Origin of the sequence: Catellatospora sp. KI3 (assembly GCF_029948125.1) — a bacterium.
In the GTDB taxonomy this organism is placed as follows: Bacteria; Actinomycetota; Actinomycetes; order Mycobacteriales; family Micromonosporaceae; genus Catellatospora.
Genome location: NZ_JASAMB010000012.1, coordinates 77,629 through 91,593, shown reverse-complemented (window position 1 = coordinate 91,593; position 13,965 = coordinate 77,629). Strand labels below are relative to the sequence as shown.

Genomic DNA, 13,965 nt, shown 5'->3' with positions numbered 1-13,965 from the left:
TGCGTCCACTGTCGCGCGGCGGGTCACCCGCCGAGGAGGTGGCGGCGGGCCTGGGAGAGGGCGGCGGCGGGGATGCCGGCGAGGGCGGCCAGGGGCAGGCGGCGGCCGCCGTCGATGCGGCGCGGCTGCTCGACCGGGTCGAACAGGTTGCCCGGCGACGGCGGTGCGGGGCGGCCGAACTGCGCCGTCTGGCCGTACCAGACGAGCAGGCGCTCGGCCAGGGCCGGGGCCAGCCGCCACGGCCACATGACGCTGGCGGCGCCCGTGCCGACCAGGCTCTGCCGGCGCGGGTACTGCAGCAGGTGGACGATGCGGTCGGCGACGTGCTGCGGCGAACTCAGCGGGCGGGGCGCCAGGACCTCCCGTTCCGTGTAGTTGGCGGCCCAGGCGAACAGGGGAGTGTCGATCGAGGCGGGCAGCACGGTGCACACCGACACCTCGTCGATCCCGTCGGCCTGCAGCTCCTGGCGCAGCGAGTCGGCCAGGCCCTGCACCGCGTGCTTGGCCATGACGTACGCGCCGAGGTAGGGCAGGGACACCTCGGACAGCACCGAGCCGACCATGATCAGTACGCCGCCGCCCGCGGCGCGCAGCCTCGGCAGGGCCGCCTGAACGCCGTGCAGGTAGCCGAAGACGTCCACGTCGATGGTGCGCCGGACCTGCTCCACCGGCAGGTCCCGCAGCCTGCCGTAGACGGCTACCCCCGCGTTGTTGATCCAGGCGTCGACGCGGCCGAAGTGTGCCTCGGCGTCGGCGGCGAGCTGCTCGACGGCGCGGGCGTCGGCGGTGTCGGTGGGCAGTTCCAGGGTCGGCGCGCCGAGCCGGCGGCATTCGTCGCCGATGTCGGTCAGGCCCTGCTTGCTGCGGGCGGCGAGCACGAGCCGGGTGCTGCGCCGGGCCAGGGTCAGCGCGGTGGCGGCGCCGATGCCGCTGGACGCGCCGGTGATCACGACGGTGGACTCGCTGAGTGACCGTGTCAGTGGCATCGGGTGGCAGTACCCGGCTCACCGTCGGTTTACGCAGCCTGCCCCTGGTGAGGGCTGGTTTGTCGCCCGCTCGGGCCGGGTACGCCCACGGATCTGGTCACTCCGAGGGGTTGTCATGACGACTACGGGTCAACTGCCGGTACGTTCACGAAGTGACGCGACCCAGCGGCTGCGCGTGCTGGGCGTGGAGAGTTCGGGCAGCGCACTGCGGGTGATCGCCGACGGCGATCTGGTCGTGGTGCAGGCGCGGTTCACCGGGTACGGCGATGCCCCCGACTTCATCGGGTTCGAGATCATCAGGCTGGCCGGGGCCCGGACGGCCGAGCGGTGGGTCGCGCTGCAGCCTTCGACCGACACGGTCGGGTCGTGCGCTCCCGACCAGCCCGAACACCCCGAGCAGACTAAGCTCAGCCGCCGCCTCGTGGACTACTACACCGATCACGTGCTCATCGGCGGCGAGCTGTCGAACGTCAGCCACTTCGTCGTCACCGACCTCATCCAGCACACCGCCGCGCTCGGCAGCGGGGTCGCCCCGATGTGCGCGGCGCTGTCGAACCGGCTGATGTGCTACCGCCGCCGCCACCTGACCGTGGCCGAGGGCGAGTTCGTCTTCGTCGTGTGCACCGGCGGCGTGCATGACGAACCGGCGGCGTTCTACGACCTGTACCGGCTGGACCGGGCGATGATCGTCGAGCACTGGTCGGTCATCACCCCGATGCCGGACCGGCTCCCGGGCTCGCCGGTGGGGCTGGGAGCGGCCGGGCGCTGAGCCGGCCGCACCGAAACCTATGCTCGCCGTGACTTGAAATCTGTAGCAGTGGCTATAGAATAGCTGTCAGGCGAGCGGGAGGCTTGCCTGAGGTACTCATCTGGGAGGTGTGTTGATCATGATGCGTTTCGACCCGTTTCGCGACTTCGACCGGCTCGCCGGTGAGGTGTTCGGCACGGCTCGCACGCCGTCGCCGATGCCCATGGACTGCCTGCGCACGGGCGACACCTTCGTGGTCCGGTTCGACATGCCCGGCATCGACGTCGACAGCCTCGACGTCTCGGCTGAGAACGGCACGCTGACGGTGCGCGGCGAGCGCCGCCGCAGCGACCCCGAGGACTCGTCGTACCTGGTGTCGGAGCGGCCCGCCGGCCGGTACAGCCGCCAGCTCGTGCTCGGCGACGGGCTCGACGTGGAGGCCATCCGCGCGGACTACCGCGACGGCGTGCTGACGCTGACCATCCCGGTCGCCGAGCGCGCCAAGCCGCGCCGGATCGAGGTCACCCGCGGCGCGGACGCCACGCTGTCCGGCCGCGAGGGGCACAAGATGATCAGTGGCCAGGTGGGCGAGGACCGTACGCTGGCCGGTGCCAGGAGCTGATCGAACGCGGCTCGGCCCCGTGCGGGTTCGCTGGCACGGGGCCGAGCCTGTTGCGGAGAACGGATCGTTGATGACCGAGCCGTCGCAGGGCCGTCCCCCGGTGCTGGGTGACGCCGACTTCCCGGGGTATGCGATGGGCACTGCGGCGCAGGCCATCGGTGTCACGCCGGCGTTCCTACGCGCTGTGGAGACCGCCGGGCTGTTTCAGTCGCACCGGTCCGACGGCGGCCACCGCCGCTACACCCATGAGGATCTGCAGCGCGCCGACCGCGCCCGTCACCTCGTCGACGACGGCATGCGACTGGACGCGGCGGTGCGCATCGTCGATCTGGAGTACCAGTTGGCGGCCGCGAACATGATGATCGAGGTGCTGCGCCGTCGCCTGGACGACCGCTGATTCGCGTGGTGGGCGCGAACGCCCGTCGCGGTGGCGGGTCCGCCCGCCGATGTCGGGTGATACCCCATTAAAAGGTGCAGTTCGGGCATATGGTGGGCGAAGATTTCTCGCATCAATGAGGAGAGTGCCATGCCGCCCGCTGCCCGCCCGATCACGATCGTCGCAGCTGTACTGCTGGGCACCGCTGCGTTGACCGGCTGTGCGACGAGCCAGTCCGTGCCCGCGCCGCAGTGGGCCGGACAACCCAGCCCGTCGCAGGTGTCCGGTACCGACGTCCAGTTCGTCCAGCAGATGATCGCCAACCACGAGCAGGTGGTGCAGGCAGCCGGTATGGCCGCCGGGCAGGCCGCCAGCACCGAACTCAAGCAGCTGGCCACCCAGATCCAGCAGACCTACTCGACGCAGCTCGATCAGCTGAAGGCCTGGCTCACCCAGAAGGGCCTGACGCTGCCGTCCGCCAGCCCCGGTCTGCCCGCCAGTCCCAGTCTGCCCGAGGCCAGCCCCGGCATGCCCGAGGCCTCCGCTTCGGCCAGTCCAGGGACGACGGCGACCCCCATGCCCGGCCTGCAGCAGCTGCAGGGCCTGAGCGGCGAGCAGTTCGACCAGGCGTTCGTACAGGTGATGAGCACGCTGCAGCAGGACGCGCTCGCCCTGGTCGACGGTGAGATATCCAGCGGCGAGGACCAGGACGCCAAGCAGCTGGCCACCCAGCTGCAGACCACCGCGAACGCGACCCTGCAGCAACTGCGCCAGCTGGCCGGGGGCACGCCGGCTCCCACACCCAGCCCGACCAGCTGACCGTCCGCGTACCGGCCAGGCCGCGGTGCAACCTGGCCGGTCCGGTCTTCGGCGGCAGGTCGGCTTGCGGGGTGCCCGGACGGCTTCGGCCATCCGCAGGTCGGCCTACGCGGCCTGCCGGTGCTCCTCCGCGCGGTGATGCCCCAAGAGCGGGGCCGCCGAGGGCTAAACGGCCCGGTCGGCGGCCAGCACGGCCAGCGGGACCGGTTTCACGGGCGCCTGCGCGGTGAACGTGCCGACCTGCTGGGCGGTGCGGCCGGTCTGCGCGACGAGCCGACACACCGCCGGCGCGCAGGACCGGCCCTGGCACAGGCCCATGCCCGCGCGGGTCAGCAGCTTCACGGCGTTGGCGGTGCCCAGGTGCGGGTGGTCGCACAGGGCGCGGCTGATGTCGCCGGCCCGTACCTCCTCGCACCGGCACACCACCGTGTCGTCGGTGAGCAGCGCGTCCAGCAGCGCAGCAGCGGGGGCGAACCGGCTGAGGACGGCGGCGGCGAAGCGCCGCCGCCGGGCCAGCAGCCTGCGTACGGGCCGGGCCAGGGTGCGCGCGCGGGCGGCGTCGAGCCGCCCGAGCTCCCGCAGGATGCCGTACGCGGCGAGCCGCCCCTCGACCTCGGCCTGCTCCGCTCCGGCGACACCGGTCAGCTCCCCGGCGGCGCTGACGCCGGGCACGGAGGTGCGCAGCCATTCGTCGTGCTCGACGACCCAGCCGCCCTCGGCGGGCCGCCACCGCACCGCGCAACCGGCCTGCCGGGCCAGCTCGGTGGAGGGCACGAAGCCGTACCCGAGCGCGAGCACGTCGCAGGCGAGGGCCCGCTCGCCGCCCGCGACGGGCGCTCCGGCGGGGTCCACCCGGGACAGGGTGACGGAGGTGACGGCGTCGGCGCCGGCGGCCGAGCTGACGGCGGTGCCGAACCGGATCGGCACCCGGGCGCGGTGCAGGGTGGCCAGCGCGGCGGCGCCCTCGGCGAGCTTGCCCGCGCTGCCCAGGGCGGCGAGCAGGTCGCGTGGTCCGGGTACCAGGGTGCGCAGGTGCTGGCTGAACGCGACCTCCACCACCGTCGCGCCGGCCTCGACCAGCTGCGCGGCAACGACCAGCAGCAGCGGGTGCCCGCCGGCCAGCACGACGCGCCGCCCGGGCAGCAGTCCCTGCGCCTTGACGAAGGTCTGCACGCCACCGGCGGTGAGCACGCCGGGCAGGGTCCAGCCGGGGAACGGTACGGGCAGGTCGTACGCGCCCGCGGTGAGCAGCAGCGCGGCGGGTTCCAGCATGCGGCCGCCCGCCGGGGTGTGCACGCCGACCCGGATGCGGCCGGGCCCCGGGGCCGGTCCGGCGTAGTCGTCGAGCCCGGCCCGGGTGCCGAACACACCCCACGCGGTGCTGTCGGGCAGCCAGCCGACATTCGGTGCCGCCGCGGCCTCGGCCAGCAGCGCCTGCCCGGCCCTGGCGTGCCGGTCGGGGCGGGTGAAGCCGGTCGGCGGCTGCCGGTAGATCTGGCCGCCGGGCCGCTGCTGCTCGTCGACGACGAGCACGCGTGCCCCGTGGCGGCCGAGGACCGCGGCGGCGGCGAGTCCGGCCGGGCCCGCGCCGACCACGACGACGTCAGGCTCCGGGTTCACCGCGGGGCTCCGGTGCGGACGCTGAGTCCGGGCTGGACCCGGACCAGGCAGGAGCGCTGGAAGGGGCGGTCGTCGACGGTGACGACGCATTCGAAGCAGACGCCCATGTTGCAGTACGGCGCCCGCGCGGCACCCGAGGCGGTGGCGCCGGTGGCGCGCCGCCCGGCGGCCAGCAGCGCGGTGGCCAGGGACTCGCCGGGGTAGGCGGTGACCGGTTCGCCGTCGACGTCGATGGTGGTGGGGCTCGGCCGCCGCAGGGCGGTACGGGTGGGGTCAGACAAAGTTCAGGGCTCCAAACCGGGCGGGGGAGTAGTCGTCCAGCGACAGGTCGGGCTGCCCGCCCAGCAGCGTCGCGGCCAGCAGGCGGGCGTAGGTGGGCCCGAGGGTGAACGCGGAGCCGCCGGTGGCGGCGTACAGGCCGGGGCGGCGGGGGATCGGGCCGAGCAGCGGCAGCTGGTCGGGGGTGAGCGTGGTCATGCCGGTCCAGGACCGGATGACGGGCAGGCCCATGACGGCGGGCACGACCCGGGCGGCGTCGGCGTTGCCGGTCAGCGACTCGTAGCGCAGCTCGGGGTTGTGGTCGAGGTCGACGCGGCCGTGGCGGGTGACGAGCTTGGCGGGCCAGCCGCCGCCGAGCAGGATGTTGCCCTCACCGGTCTGCTTCATCGACAGCCGCCGCCCGACGTGCTGCACCAGGTGCGGCAGCAGCGGGGCGGTGCGGGCGGTGGCGCTCATGGTGAGCCCGACCGGGAAGGCGGGCAGCCTGACGTCGGCCATCGCGGCGAGTTCGGTGGTCCACACCCCGGCGGCGAGCACGACCGTGTCGGCGGTGTCGAGCCGGCCGTCGGCGCCGGTCAGGTGCCAGCGGCCGCCGTCGCGGTGCAGGGCGGTGACGCGGTGGCCGGTGCGGATCTCGGCGCCGTGGGCGGTGGCGGCGTGGGCGAACGCCGGGGTGACCAGCCTCGGGTTGGCCTTGCCCTCGCCGGGCAGCAGCGCGGCGGCCCGGACGCTGTCGGCCAGGTACGGTGCCAGCTCGCGCAGCCGCTCCCCTTCGAGGATCTCGACGTCGAGGCCGTACTCGCGCTCCAGGGCGGCTTTGCGGTCCAGGGCGGCGACCTGCGCCGGGGTCTCGGCGAGCATCAGTCCGCCGCGCTGGGCGACGCCGCAGGGGCGGCCGAGGTCGGTCTCCAGCCCGGCCCAGGCGCGCATGGCGTCCAGGTGCAGCGGCAGGGCGCGGGCGGCCAGCCGGGCCGCGTCGTCGCCGTGCTCGACCATGCGGTATTCGAGCTGGAAGTGCAGGCTGCCCGCGTTCTGGCCGGAGGCGTGCCGGTTGAGCTGGTCCTTCTCCACGACCAGGACGCGGGTGCCGGCGCGGGCGAGGTGCCAGGCGACGGCGCAGCCCAGCAGGCCGCCGCCGACGACCACCGCGTCGTAGCGCGCCATCAGCGCAGGCCGAGGTCGGTCAGCGTGGCCCGGACCCGGGCCTGCTGGTCGGCGGTGAGCGGCAGCAGGGGGCGGCGGACGTGCCCGGCCGGGACGCCGCGCAGGGTCAGCGCGTACTTGAGGATGGCCTGGGCGCTGGCGAAGCTGGCGCCGTAGTCGGCGCCGAACCAGTTCTCCATCAGCACGCGGTCGCGGGCGCCGAGGTGCCGGGCCCGGTCGAGGTCGCCGCCGGCGACGGCGCGGAAGAAGTCGGGGTGGTCGGCGCCGAGCACGGCCCCGGCGCCCATGAGGCCGTCGCCGCCGATGCGGGTGAGCAGCTCGATGCCGGTCTCGTTGGTGGGGATGCCGAAGTAGCGGACCCGGTGCCGCAGCGCGACCAGGCCCTTGACGAAGCCGCCGAAGTCCGGGGTGCTGTTCTTGACGGCGACGACCGTGGGCAGGTCGGCGAGCCGGGTCAGCAGCTCGGTGTCGAGGTCGACGCCGGTGCCGCGGGGCCAGTTGTAGACGCACAGCGGGATGTCGACGGCCTTCGACACGTCCCGGTAGAAGGCGAGGATCTCCTCCCGGCTGGGCACGACGTACGGCGGCGGGGTCAGCAGGATGCCGTGCAGCCCGGCGGCCTGGGCGGCGCGGGCGTGCCGGATCGCCTCGGCGGCGGTGTACGCGTTGCAGCCGCCCAGCACGGTCATCCGGTCGCCGACCTGCCGCGCGGCGGCGTGGAACAGCTCGGCGCGCTCCTGTTCAGTGAGGCTGAACCACTCGCCGGTGGTGCCGGCCACGACGATGCCGTGCATCCGCTGGTCGGCAAGCCAGTCGAGCTGGGCGGCCCAGGCGGGCAGGTCGAGGTCGCCGTCGGCGGTGAACGGGGTGGTGACGGCGGGGATGTAGCCGTGCCAGTCGACGCTGTCGCGGTCCATGGCGGTCCTTCCGTGGCGCAGGGGGCATCGGCCCGCCGGTCCGGCGGGCTGTGCGGTGGTGCGATGGGGTGTCTAGGGGGTCGGCGGCGTCACCGCGATGACCAGGCGGGCCGGTTCGGTGCTGGTGTTGAGGTAGCGGTGGGGCAGGCGGGAGTCGAAGGTGACCGACTCGCCGGTGGTGAGCTGGTAGGTGCTGCCGCCGATCTCGGCGGTGACGGTGCCCGCCAGCACGATGGCGCACTCGGTGGACGGGTGCGACCACGGCTGGGCGGAGCTGGCGTCGCCCGGGTCGAGGTCGGCCTGCAGCACTTCGAGGTCGCCCCGGCCGGGGGTGAGCCGGTCGTAGGAGATCTGGCCGGGGGGTGCGGCCAGGCGGCTGCGGGCGCCGGGGCGGCTGATGTACACCGCCGGGGCGTCGGGTTCGCTGAACAGCATCGCGATCGAGGTGTCGAACACCCGGGCGAGTTTGCGCAGGGTCGACAGGCTCGGGTCGGTCGCCCCGTTTTCAATCTGGCTTAGCAGGGCCGACGAGACGTCGGCTTCGGCGGCAAGCTGGCGCAGCGTATAGCCGTGCTGCTGGCGCAGCTCACGGAGCCTGTCGCCGAGCATCGGGGCCTCCAACTAGATAAGTTTTGCTGAACTTGTTTGACTAAACTACACGAGCATGTTTAGTGTGGTCAACCAGAGCGGTAATGAGCACCACTGTTACCAGCCCTTACTGCACAGCACCGGGCACGACGTGTCCGTCCACATCGAACACGTACGGCCGACACCGGTTGCACCGGGCCGAATCCGTACACCCGAAGGCGCGCCGCCGGCCGCATGCCGGCCCCCGGAACCGCCGGTCCCCGGAAATCCTCCCTCCCGTGGACCGGCCCGAAGGAAGGTAGGAACCGCATGTCGGTGAACCCCCGCCGACTCCGCGCCGCAGCGCTCGCGCTCGTCGCCCTCACCACCGCCTCGGCCACCGCCGCGTGCACCGCCGGCAGCGGCGGCAGCGGCACCCAGGCCGCCGCCGACACCCTCACCGTCGACACCTCGTTCGTGATCAAGACCCTGGACCCAGGCCGGGTGTACGAGGCGACCGGCGTCACCGCCACCCACGCCCTCTACGACACCCTGCTCACGTTCAAGGGCTCCGACGTCAGCAAGCCGGTGCCGGAACTGGCCGAGTCCTACGAGGCCTCCGCCGACGCCAAGACGTTCACGTTCAAGCTGCGCGAGGGCGTGAAGTTCTCCGACGGCACGCCGCTGACCGCCGATGACGTGGTGTTCAGCCTCAACCGGCTGAAGAACGTCAAGGCCAGCCCCGCCGTCATGGTCACCGACCTGACCGCGAGCAAGACCGACGACAAGACCGTCGTGGTCACCTCGGCCCAGCCCAACCCCAACGTCCCGGTCGTGCTGGCCATGTCGGCGACCGGCGTGGTCAACTCCAAGGTCGCCAAGGCCAACGGAGCCACCGACAGCGCCGACGCCGCCTCGGCCGACACCGCGCAGCAGTTCTTCGACAAGACCTCCGCCGGCAGCGGCCCGTACACGCTGAAGTCCTACGACCCGTCCTCGCAGGTCGTGCTGGAGGCCAACCCGAACTACTGGGGCGCCAAGCCCCGGTTCAACCGGGTGGTGCTGCGCAACATGGACGTGCAGACCCAGAAGCTGACCATGTCCCGGGCCACCTCCGCCGAGGTGTCGCTGGACATCTCCGGCAAGCTGCTCGACGGCCTGCCCGACACGCTGCTCACCTCGGGCGTCCAGGACACCATCTACTACCTCATCCTCAACGCCGACCCGGCGGTGTCGCCGGTGACGTCGAACCCGAAGTTCCGCCAGGCGCTGCGGGCCTCGATCGACTACCAGGGCGTCGCGGCGCTGTACGGCAAGGGCGCCGGCCCCGGCGCCGGACTGGTCGCCCCCGCCTTCCCCGGCACCCTGCCCGCGGGCGAGGAGGGCAAGCGCGACGTCAACCTGGCCAAGCAGCTGCTGGCCGAGGCAGGGCTGAGCAAGCCGACGGTGAAGTTCACCTACCCGACGATCACCTACCGGGGCGTCGACCTCGGCACGGTCGCCACCAAGGTGCAGGGCGACGCCGCCGAGGCCGGGATCACCCTGGAGCTCAACCCGCAGCCGCTGACCTCGTTCCTGGACGTGATGCGCAGCGGCAAGATGGCGATGGGCTTCAGCCCGCAGAGCCTCAACTACCCGGTCGCCGACTCGCTGGTCAACAACATGGCACCCGGGGCGGGCAGCGCCCTGCGTGCCGGCTGGACCGTCGAGCGGGCCGACCCGGCCGTCGTCGCCGCCGGTGAGAAGGTCGTGTCCACGCTGGACCCGGCCGCCCGCGCCGAGGCGATGAAGGACTGGCAGCGGCTGATGAACCAGCACTCGCCGTACCTCGTGATCGCCAACAACTCCGGCATGAACGTCGCCACGCCCGACCTGACCGGAGTCGAGTACACCCCGGCCGGCTGGCAGCTCGACCTCGCCGCGATCGGTACCAGGTAAATGACCACGCGCACCACGGACAACCCGGGAGCGGCCACCACGGCCGCCCCCGGGCCCCGCCCCCGCCTCAGCCACCGGCACCCCATGCTGGCCTACCTGGCCAAGCGGCTGGTCATCACCGCCGGACTCCTGCTGGGCGTCACCGTCCTGACGTTCGGCCTGGTCCAGGTCGTGCCCGGCGACCCGGTCACGGCCAACCTGTCCGACCAGGCCCTCAACGACCCGGCCGCCGTCGCGGCGTTCCGCGCCAAGTGGGGCCTGGACCAGCCGGTGTACCTGCAGTACTGGCACTACCTGCAGCACCTGCTCTCCGGCGACCTGGGCACCTCGCAGCAGACCGGCCGCGCCGTGGTCGAGGACCTGCTGCACTACGTGCCCGCGACCATGGAGCTGGCCATCCCGACCATGCTGCTGGCGCTGCTGCTCGGCACCGGCATCGGCATGCTCGCCGCGGTCCGCAACGGCCGCCTCACCGACCAGCTCATCCGGGTCGGGGCGCTGCTCGGCCTGTCCACCCCGCCGTTCTGGCTGTCGCTGGTCGTGCTGTACCTGTTCTTCTACCAGCTCGGACTGTCACCCAGCGGCGGCCGCCTGTCCCCGGGGTTCACCCCGCCCGACACCGTCACCGGCATGTACACCGTCGACGCCGCCCTGTCCGGGCAGTGGGAACTGGCCTGGGACGCCGCCCAGCACCTGGTCCTGCCGGTGCTCGTGCTGACCTGCCTCACCGTGGCGATCCTGGTCCGGTTCGTGCGCTCCTCGATGCTGGAGGTGCTCCAGCACGACTACATCAAGGCCGCGTACGCCAAGGGCCTGCCCACCAGCCTCGTGCTGCGCCGCCACCTGCTGCGCGCCGGCCTCGTCCCCGTCATCACCGTCTCCGGCCTGGCGTTCGCGTCGCTGCTGTCGGGCACGGTGCTGGTCGAGAACATCTTCGGCTGGCCGGGGCTGGGCCAGTACGCCTACCGCAGCGCCAGCGCGCTGGACCTGCCCGCGATCCTCGGCGCCAGCCTGTTCGTGGCCCTGGTCTACACGCTGGTCAACCTCGCCGTCGACCTGCTGTACGGACTCATCGACCCCAGGATCCGTTTGCAATGACAAGCCTCGCCGAAGTAGACCCCAAGCTCGCCAAGCCGTTGAACCGCCGCCGCTGGCTGCGCCGGGTGCGCGGCGCCACCGCCGGCCGTCCCATCTGGCGCCAGCCGGTCACCGTGGTGGCGTTGAGCATCCTCGCCGCGTGGCTGCTGATCGCCCTGGCCGCGCCGCTGATCGCCCCGTACGACCCGATCGCGCAGAGCGTCGACACCTACCAGGGCCCCAGCGGCGCCCACTGGTTCGGCACCGACTCGCTGGGCCGCGACGTGTTCAGCCGCGTCGTCTACGGCGCCCGCCTGTCCATTCCGCTGGCGCTGGCCATCGTGGCGCTCGCGCTGCTGCTCGGCGGCCTGCTGGGCCTGGTCGCCGGGTACGTCGGCCGGTTCCTCGACGAGGCCGTGATGCGGCTGACCGACCTGGTGTTCGCGTTCCCGCAGATCATCCTCGCGATGGCGGTCACCGCCGCGTTCGGCCCGAGCACCGGCAACGCGATCCTGGCCCTGGTCATCGTCTCCTGGCCGGTGTACGCCAGGGTCATCCGCAGCGCGGTGCTCACCATCCGGGGCGAGGACTACCTCAACGCCTCCCGGCTGCTGGGCGTCGGCCCGATCACCACGCTGCGCCGCGACGTGCTGCCCAACAGCGTCGGCCCGGCGATCGTGCTGGCCACCCTGGAACTCGGCAACGCCGTACTGCTGCTGGCCGCCCTGTCCTTCCTCGGCCTCGGCCCGCGACCGCCCGCCGCCGAATGGGGCTCGATGGTGGCGCTGGGCGCCCAGGACCTGTCCATGTGGTGGGTCAGCGTCTTCCCCGGCCTGGCCATCCTCACCGTCGTGCTGGCCTTCAACGTCCTCGGCGACGCGCTGCGCGACCGCCTCGACCCCCGCTACATGAACGGACGCTGACGATGGGCGCACTCCTCGACATCGACCGCCTCGCCGTGGCCCTGCCCGGACCCCGCGGACCCCTGCCGATCCTGCACGACGTGTCCCTGACCGTCGGCGAGGGCGAGCTCGTCGGCATCGCGGGGGAGAGCGGCTGCGGCAAGAGCATGACCGCCCAGACCGTCCTCGGCCTGCTGCCGCCCGGTGCGAAGACCACCGGCTCGGCCCGCTTCGACGGCCGGGAGCTGCTCACCCTCGACCGCAAGGGCTGGCAGCGGGTACGCGGCCGCGGCATCGCCATGGTCTTCCAGGACCCCACCGCCGCCCTGCACCCCATGCTCACCGTCGGCACGCAGCTCACCGAGCACATGCGCATCCACCTCGGCATGAACCGCAAGGCCGCGCAGCGCCGCGCCGTCGACCTGCTCGACCAGGTACGCCTGCCCGACCCCGAACGGGCCCTGCGCGCCTACCCGCACCAGTTCTCCGGCGGCATGCGCCAGCGCGTCGCGATCGCCGGCGCCCTGGCCGCCCAGCCGCGCCTGCTCATCGCCGACGAGCCGACCACCGCCCTGGACGTCACCGTCCAGGCCGGCATCCTGGCGCTGCTGGACCGGCTGCGCCGCGACACCGGGCTCGCCGTCGCGTTCATCACCCACGACCTCGGCGTGCTCAGTGCCCTGACCGCCCGCAGCTACGTGTTCTACGCCGGCAGGGTCGTCGAGGCCGGGCCGACCGGGGCGCTGCTGACCGGACCCCGGCACCCGTACACGGCCGCGCTGCTGGGCGCCCGCCCGCACGGCGGCCAGACCGGTGTGGCGCTCACCCCGATCCCGGGCAGCCCGCCCGCCCCCGGCGAACTGCCGCCCGGCTGCGCGTTCAGCACCCGCTGCGCGCACGTACGCGACGAGTGCCGCACCGCCGTGCCGCCCCTGCACCCGGCGGGGCCCGACCGCACCTCGGCGTGCGTGATCCGTACCGAGTTGGAGGTGGCGGCGTGACGCTGCTGGAGATCGAGGCCGTGCACGTCGAGCACAAGCCGCGCGGCCGCGCCCCCGTCCGGGCCGTGGCCGGGGTGGACCTGGCCGTCGCGCCGGGGCAGATCGTCGGGCTGGTCGGGGAGTCGGGGTGCGGCAAGTCGTCGCTGGCCCGGGTCGCCGCCGGGCTGACCGCCCCCAGCGCCGGCCAGGTCCGCTACGCCGGACGGCCGGTCACCCCGCTGGGCTGGCGCCGCCGCAACGCCGACGAGGTCGGGCTGCAGATGGTGTTCCAGAACCCGTACGCCTCGCTCAACCCGCGCCGCGCCGTCGGCGAGCAGCTGCTCGACGGCGTACCGGCCGAGGTGGCCGGCCCGGCCCGGCGCGCCCGCGTCGCCGAGCTGCTCGACCGAGTCGGCATGCCCGCCACCGCGGCCGCCCGCTACCCGCACCAGTTCTCCGGCGGGCAGCGCCAGCGGCTGGCCATCGCCCGCGCCCTGGCCCCGCAGCCCCGGGTGATCATCGCCGACGAGCCGGTCACCGCCCTGGACGCCTCGTCGCAGGCGCAGGTGGTGAACCTGCTGGTGGGGCTGGTCCGAGAACTCGGGATGGGCATGCTGTTCATCTCGCACGACCTGGCGCTGGTGCACGAGATCGCCGACGTCACCGCCGTCATGTACCTCGGGAAGATCGTCGAGGCGGCGCCGACCCGCCGGTTGTGGGAACAGCCGCTCCACCCGTACACCCGTGCTCTGATCGACGCTGTGCCCCGCATCAGCGCCGAGCCGGTGCTGCCCGCGACCTTGGCGGGCGAGGTGCCGGACCCGGCGAACGCGCCGTCCGGGTGCCGGTTCGCGCCCCGCTGCCCGCACGCCTTCGACCGCTGCGCCGAAGCACCGCCCACCGTCGCGACCGGACCGTCGGCCGCCGTCGCCTGCTGGCTCCACCAGCCCCAGCCCGCCCACCTGTAAGG

General features: G+C 73.1%; 15 protein-coding genes. 9 read left to right on the top strand and 6 right to left on the bottom strand.

All coding sequences use genetic code 11. The annotated features are described in order from the left end of the window. Positions 1 to 23: 23 nt before the first annotated feature. Positions 24 to 986 (bottom strand): SDR family oxidoreductase, encoded by a 963-nt coding sequence (locus QEZ54_RS20125; RefSeq protein WP_281306211.1) that lies wholly within the window; start codon positions 984 to 986, stop codon positions 24 to 26. Positions 987 to 1,101: 115 nt separating this feature from the next. On the opposite strand from QEZ54_RS20125, the gene QEZ54_RS20120 reads away from it, so the two are divergent. From QEZ54_RS20120 to QEZ54_RS20105, 4 genes are all read left to right on the top strand, one after another. Next, positions 1,102 to 1,755 carry a hypothetical protein gene (locus tag QEZ54_RS20120; RefSeq protein ID WP_281306210.1) on the top strand — a complete coding sequence of 218 codons (654 nt, stop codon included), beginning with the start codon at positions 1,102 to 1,104 and terminating at the stop codon, positions 1,753 to 1,755. A 118-nt stretch (positions 1,756 to 1,873) separates the two neighbouring features. Next, a complete protein-coding gene (locus tag QEZ54_RS20115; protein WP_348650556.1) occupies positions 1,874 to 2,356 on the top strand; it encodes an Hsp20/alpha crystallin family protein in 483 nt (160 codons plus the stop codon). Between the two features lie 70 nt (positions 2,357 to 2,426). After that, positions 2,427 to 2,753: a MerR family transcriptional regulator gene (locus tag QEZ54_RS20110; protein WP_281306209.1), complete on the top strand. Its 327-nt coding sequence runs from the start codon at positions 2,427 to 2,429 to the stop codon at positions 2,751 to 2,753. 129 nt (positions 2,754 to 2,882) lie between these two features. Beyond that, positions 2,883 to 3,551 (top strand): DUF305 domain-containing protein, encoded by a 669-nt coding sequence (locus QEZ54_RS20105; RefSeq protein WP_281306208.1) that lies wholly within the window; start codon positions 2,883 to 2,885, stop codon positions 3,549 to 3,551. A gap of 165 nt (positions 3,552 to 3,716) precedes the next feature. On the opposite strand, the gene QEZ54_RS20100 is transcribed toward QEZ54_RS20105, so the two are convergent. The 5 genes from QEZ54_RS20100 to QEZ54_RS20080 all read right to left on the bottom strand — a co-directional run bounded on the left by QEZ54_RS20100 (position 3,717) and on the right by QEZ54_RS20080 (position 8,140). Beyond that, positions 3,717 to 5,171: an FAD-dependent oxidoreductase gene (locus tag QEZ54_RS20100; protein WP_281306207.1), complete on the bottom strand. Its 1,455-nt coding sequence runs from the start codon at positions 5,169 to 5,171 to the stop codon at positions 3,717 to 3,719. Continuing rightward, positions 5,168 to 5,452, bottom strand: a complete 285-nt coding sequence (locus QEZ54_RS20095; protein ID WP_281306206.1) for a (2Fe-2S)-binding protein — start codon at positions 5,450 to 5,452, stop codon at positions 5,168 to 5,170. The genes QEZ54_RS20100 and QEZ54_RS20095 overlap by 4 nt, the downstream gene beginning before the upstream one ends. Continuing rightward, on the bottom strand, positions 5,445 to 6,614 hold the full coding sequence (locus QEZ54_RS20090; protein WP_281306205.1) for an FAD-dependent oxidoreductase: 1,170 nt from the start codon (positions 6,612 to 6,614) through the stop codon (positions 5,445 to 5,447). Before QEZ54_RS20090 ends, QEZ54_RS20095 begins: the two co-directional genes overlap by 8 nt. Next, on the bottom strand, positions 6,614 to 7,531 hold the full coding sequence (locus QEZ54_RS20085; protein WP_281306204.1) for a dihydrodipicolinate synthase family protein: 918 nt from the start codon (positions 7,529 to 7,531) through the stop codon (positions 6,614 to 6,616). Before QEZ54_RS20085 ends, QEZ54_RS20090 begins: the two co-directional genes overlap by 1 nt. A gap of 72 nt (positions 7,532 to 7,603) precedes the next feature. Further along, on the bottom strand, positions 7,604 to 8,140 hold the full coding sequence (locus QEZ54_RS20080) for a cupin domain-containing protein (RefSeq protein WP_281306203.1): 537 nt from the start codon (positions 8,138 to 8,140) through the stop codon (positions 7,604 to 7,606). Between the two features lie 288 nt (positions 8,141 to 8,428). Between QEZ54_RS20080 and QEZ54_RS20075 the strand changes: the two genes are divergently transcribed. The 5 genes from QEZ54_RS20075 to QEZ54_RS20055 are packed head-to-tail and all read left to right on the top strand — an operon-like array spanning position 8,429 to position 13,963. Next, positions 8,429 to 10,036, top strand: a complete 1,608-nt coding sequence (locus QEZ54_RS20075) for an ABC transporter substrate-binding protein (protein WP_281306202.1) — start codon at positions 8,429 to 8,431, stop codon at positions 10,034 to 10,036. After that, positions 10,037 to 11,134: an ABC transporter permease gene (locus tag QEZ54_RS20070; protein WP_281306201.1), complete on the top strand. Its 1,098-nt coding sequence runs from the start codon at positions 10,037 to 10,039 to the stop codon at positions 11,132 to 11,134. It abuts the gene before it with no gap. Further along, the gene (locus QEZ54_RS20065; RefSeq protein ID WP_281306200.1) at positions 11,131 to 12,036 is read left to right on the top strand and encodes an ABC transporter permease; all 906 of its coding nucleotides are present in this window, start codon (positions 11,131 to 11,133) and stop codon (positions 12,034 to 12,036) included. Before QEZ54_RS20070 ends, QEZ54_RS20065 begins: the two co-directional genes overlap by 4 nt. 2 nt (positions 12,037 to 12,038) lie before the next feature. Beyond that, on the top strand, positions 12,039 to 13,016 hold the full coding sequence (locus QEZ54_RS20060) for an ABC transporter ATP-binding protein (RefSeq protein ID WP_281306199.1): 978 nt from the start codon (positions 12,039 to 12,041) through the stop codon (positions 13,014 to 13,016). Then, entirely contained in the window at positions 13,013 to 13,963 is a 951-nt protein-coding gene (locus QEZ54_RS20055; protein WP_281306198.1) for an ABC transporter ATP-binding protein, read from the top strand. Before QEZ54_RS20060 ends, QEZ54_RS20055 begins: the two co-directional genes overlap by 4 nt. The last annotated feature ends 2 nt before the right edge of the window (positions 13,964 to 13,965 follow it).